The following is a 642-nucleotide window of genomic DNA, read 5'->3' as shown; positions in this document are numbered from 1 at the left end:
TTTTTATGGAATATTATTATCAAAAAAGTTGTTACAGTGTATACTGTTTGATAATAATAGTAAATAGAGATTGAGATGAAAGGAAACGTGTTAAGTTGGACTTTTTATATTGGACACTCATTGCAATTTGTTTTGTTGTATCATTTATTGGATTAGTCTATCCTATTATTCCAAGCGTACTGTTTGTAGCACTTGGATTTTTATTGTACGGGTTTTTCTATAGTTTTGAACCATATACTTTCTTGTTTGTGCTTATTCAAGGTCTGCTTGTGGCAGCACTTTTTGCCGCTGATTATTTGGCAAATCTAATTGGTGTTAAAAAGTTCGGTGGAACAAAAGCGGGTATTTGGGGAAGCACCATTGGATTGTTGGTTGGTCCATTCTTAATTCCTGGGCTTGGTATATTAATTGGCCCATTTTTAGGGGCGGTGATTGGTGAGTTAGTTGTACACCGTACGAATTTTCAAAATGCTATAAAGATTGGTTTTGGATCGTTAGTTGGCTTTTTCAGCGGTGCTATTTCAAAAGGAATTATACAGGCGGCAATGATCATTTACTTTCTTATCGTTGTTTTATAATAATTTGTTGACTTTTAATTAAAAGCATGTTAAATTTTTAATGTCGCTAATAAATGTTATATCG

The 642-nt window shown here is 33.0% G+C and carries 1 protein-coding gene; it reads left to right on the top strand.

What is annotated here, in order from left to right; translation table 11 throughout:
• Positions 1-95: 95 nt before the first annotated feature.
• Positions 96-578: a DUF456 domain-containing protein gene (locus BFL01S_RS19735; protein WP_025911590.1), complete on the top strand. Its 483-nt coding sequence runs from the start codon at positions 96-98 to the stop codon at positions 576-578.
• Positions 579-642 lie beyond the last annotated feature (64 nt).

It is taken from the genome of Priestia flexa NBRC 15715 (assembly GCF_001591565.1).
Classification (GTDB): Bacteria; Bacillota; Bacilli; order Bacillales; family Bacillaceae_H; genus Priestia; species Priestia flexa.
The sequence above is the reverse complement of the archived record's forward strand: the minus strand, read 5'-3'. Positions and strand labels throughout refer to the sequence as shown.